Genomic DNA, 4,023 nt, shown 5'->3' on the forward strand with positions numbered 1-4,023 from the left:
CTATAAGGACGATGGGAACCCATTGCTTCAATTACATCAATAGTTGCGAGTAATTTCGCCTCAAAAATTATATTATCTTTTTTAAGTCCTCTTGGATATCCGCTTCCATCAAGCCGTTCATGATGTTGATATACAATTTCTGCTATTTTCCCTACTTGATGTATTTCTTTTAAAATATTATAACCAGTTATAGGATGAAGTCGTATTAAAGAATATTCTATATCATTTAATTTTGATGGTTTTGAAAGAATATCAGAAGGAATTGCAATTTTCCCGATATCATGTAAAAGGCCTGCCCATAAGATTTCTTTTAAACTTTTTTCATTAAAATTTAATTCCTTAGCAACTTTTTCTGCAATTTCTGCAACTCTTATTTGATGAGAAGAAGTATATGGGTCTCTTACCTCAAAAATTTTGTTAATTGCATAAATACTTTCTCTAAGTGTTTCTTCAAGTTCTGCCTTTTCTTTCTCAAGTTCTTCCTGATATTTCTTTATTTCTGTTATATCTGAAACTGTACCTATTATAACTTTTTCACCATCAAAATTTGTCACAAAACCCTTTATATAAACCCATTTCACATCACCATTCTTATGAACAAATCTATTTGGATATTCAACTATTTTTTCTCTTCCTTCAAATCTTTCTATTATTTTCTCTCTTGTCATTTCTCTATCTTCTGGATAAATTATACTTAAAGCATTGTGTTGTTTATAGAGTTCATCAGCAGTATATCCCAATATTTTTAAAAATCCCGGATTGACATATCTAAATTTTAGGTCCTCACCAAAAACATATATACCAAATAGTGCATATTCACTCCATTTAGAAAAGACCTGTTTTTCTGCATAAAACTGCTTTGTCAATTGGGAAAGAATATGCTTTAAATAATCGGGGAAAATTTTTATATAATTTTTCTCTTTATCTTTTGTAAGAAAATCAATTGCACCGCTATTTATAATACTTCTTACTTCTTCCTCATTACATTCACATATCACAATATAAGGGATATTTTTGTTTTTAATTTCAGAAATTGTATCTTTTTTTATTACTGATGAATCTAATACCAATAGGTCTGCTTTTTCCGGAATTTTATTGGCTCTTTTTATCTGACAGGAAAATTCTTTTTCTAATTCCTTTAAATTATCCAGTGGAATTTCATCAAGCCCCATTAAATAAACTGTTCTGTAATTATTCATTTCTTAATTATACCTTAAAATATATTTTATTGCCAATTACTTATATGAGTTAAATAAATACCCAATTTTTATTCTTCTCCTCTTTTCTTTCTTTTTTCAAGTTTTTCATAATAAAACAATCTTTCTCTAAATGCCTGGACATACATAAAAAAAGCAATCCCTTCAACGAAATATCTTGAAAAATTCCCTGTTTTGTCTGCTAAAAGTTTCCCCCCTATGCCAAGTCCAAGTCCAAGAGAAGAGAAAATAGCCCATATTCTCATAAGATGTGAATTATATTCATTCCATGCATCCGCAGCACTGGTTATTGTTGGAGCAGAATCAAGTTCTCTATATAAAACCTGTAGACTAATCTGTGATTCATATCTGTTAAGCGCAGCGACAATAATATTTGCAGCCATCCCATTAAAAATATAATAAATAGGAATTGCAAAATCAGGTAGTTCAATGTAAAAACTTGCTAAATACCCAATTGCATAAAGAGAAAAAAACAAAAAAAGGTCAGAGACCCTGTATAGTAAAATCCCTCTTTTACATCCATTTATTAGAGATGTTATTTCTTCATTTGTTGGAGTTCTTTCTTCCTGTTTTATTCTATCTAAAAGTAATTTATAACTTTTATTAAATGTAAATCTCTCAAGATTATAAACAAAAATCATATCAATATAATCTTCTATCGCTTTTTCTGCTTCTTCTTTTAGAACTTTGTTTTCGCATAAATATCTTACTTCCTCCATTACTTTCTTTTTAAAATCATTTAAAGATATTGGAACAAGAAATTTAATAAAAGATGAAATTTTTTCTTTCTCATCATCAGTTAAGTGGAATTTTTCAAAAACAGAAAGTATTTTCTCCTTTTCATTTCTTTCAACATACCCCATTATATCTTTTTTTATTTTCCCATATTCATTTGAAAAATTTGAAATGCCTTTTTTTCTTAAAATCTCAAAAAGTTCTCTTTCAAAATTTCTCCATGTTCTTATTTCTTTACTTTCAATAATTCTTTTAAATTTTTCTGAATCAAGTACTTGCTGAACTTTTGTTGAAGGGAGATTTTCACTCAATTTAAGGGACTTTTTCATATAATATATTTCAGCAGGCGCCCTGACAAAAGCAAGAAGCCCAGAAGCAAGAGTATACCAGGTATTACCTTTAAGACGCTCTGCAATTCTAACAAAAATACTTGCATTTACAATTGCCGCTGAAAAATTTGCAAGAACACTTAATCTTATTAAATGTTGTACTTCCGGGAAAAGACCATCTTCTGAGTAAAATGCCCTTAAATTTGGACTTTTAAATCCATATATAGCCCTTTTTATAATTGCAAAAGGTGAAAGTGAAGTTGATGTTATTTCTTCTTCATCATATTTAATTAGAAGGGACTCACCTTCTTTTATTTCATTTTTTAATTTTAGAATAAATTGAAAATTAGGTGCACAAAAATATGGTTTTTCTTTATTTTCATCTCTTATTTTTACTTCCCAGAAATTTATTCTTTTTGTTATTTCAATTTCACCAAATTGTTGATTTTCAAAAAATCCTATTACATTTCTTCCTTTAACCAGCATTTTCCCTTTTTTCTCATTAAGAAAGGATATACAATATCCCCTCTCATAAAAAAATTCTCTGACATATTCAAGGATAATTTTTTTATCAGTAATTCTATTTATAATATCTCCCTTTACAATAAACTCTAATGTTTCAGTAAGGTTAAGTTTCTTTTCTATTCTTACAGGAACAACTTTTACAATAATCCCATTTTTGGTAATTTTGCCTTTATATTCTCTATTAAATTTATCAAAATATCTATATCTTTCAACAAAGGGATTAAAAGACCATGCATGCTCTTTTATAATTTGAGTATTATTTGTCATAGCAACTTTTTCAATTGCTTTTTCAATTATTTCTTTTTTGCTCATACTTTTATTTTCCTTTTTAATACACATCTGTCAACAATTATTAACAAAAAGTTAATTTTGAAGCGAATTTGTTTGAATAAATAGTGAATATTCAGTGGCCTTTGTTAGAAAACATAGTGGTTTGAAAGTGAAAAATGTAAAATGCAAAGCGTAAAGTTAAAATGCAAAACGCGTATTTTAGCGTCCGACTATGTGGTGTGGTGGATTGAAAAAGAAATACAAGAAAAAAAGTTTTAAATTTTAAGTTGTAATTTTACATTTTACGTTTTCAATTTTACATTTATATAATATTTCCCCATGGTTTTGATTCTTTTAACCGGTTTTCTTACCTCTTTGCAATATCTTTTCTTCATAAATAGTATAAAGAATTGGGACAAAGAATAGAGTTAAAAGGAAGGATACAAGAAGCCCGCCAATAAGAGACCAACCCAATGGAACCCACATTTCTGCACCTTCACCTTTTGATAATGCTAAAGGAAGAAGACCAAAAATTGTAGTAAGAGTTGTCATAAGAACTGCTCTTAGTCGCAATTTCCCTGCCTGTACAACTGCCTCATGTAATTCAACACCTGCTTTTCTTAAATCCTTTATAAAACTTATAAGAACAATACCTGTTTCCAATCCAATCCCTACTATCATAATTACACCAATAAATGAGAAGATAGAAAGAGTATTACCTGATAAAAATAATGCCCAGATAACTCCAATAAGAGCAAATGGAATAGCAAACATTATAACAAATGGGTCAATAATGGACTCAAATTGTGCTGCCATAATCATAAATACAAGAATTATCCCTAAAATCAAAGCAAATGTTAGTTGTCTAAAACTCTTTTGTTGTTCTTCATATTCACCACCAAAATAAAAAGAAAATCCCTGTGGAAGTTGTAATTTTTCTAATTTTT

General features: G+C 28.7%; 3 protein-coding genes. All 3 read right to left on the reverse strand.

What is annotated here, in order from left to right:
- Positions 1 to 1,199 (reverse strand): PAS domain S-box protein (locus PKV21_09390; protein ID HOM27698.1); only part of this gene is annotated, 1,199 nt, incomplete at its 3' end.
- Positions 1,200 to 1,267: 68 nt separating this feature from the next.
- Positions 1,268 to 3,118, reverse strand: coding sequence for a hypothetical protein (locus PKV21_09395; GenBank protein ID HOM27699.1), 1,851 nt, complete (start codon positions 3,116 to 3,118; stop codon positions 1,268 to 1,270).
- A gap of 312 nt (positions 3,119 to 3,430) precedes the next feature.
- Positions 3,431 to 4,023 (reverse strand): efflux RND transporter permease subunit (locus PKV21_09400; GenBank protein HOM27700.1); only part of this gene is annotated, 593 nt, incomplete at its 5' end.

Source organism: bacterium, from assembly GCA_035371905.1.
Classification (GTDB): Bacteria; Ratteibacteria; UBA8468; order B48-G9; family JAFGKM01; genus JAMWDI01.

Coding starts and splice junctions, on each gene's coding strand:
- PKV21_09395 (HOM27699.1), bottom strand. CDS start 3,118: ATGAGCAAAAAAGAAATAATTGAAAAAGCAATTGAAAAAGTTGCTATG.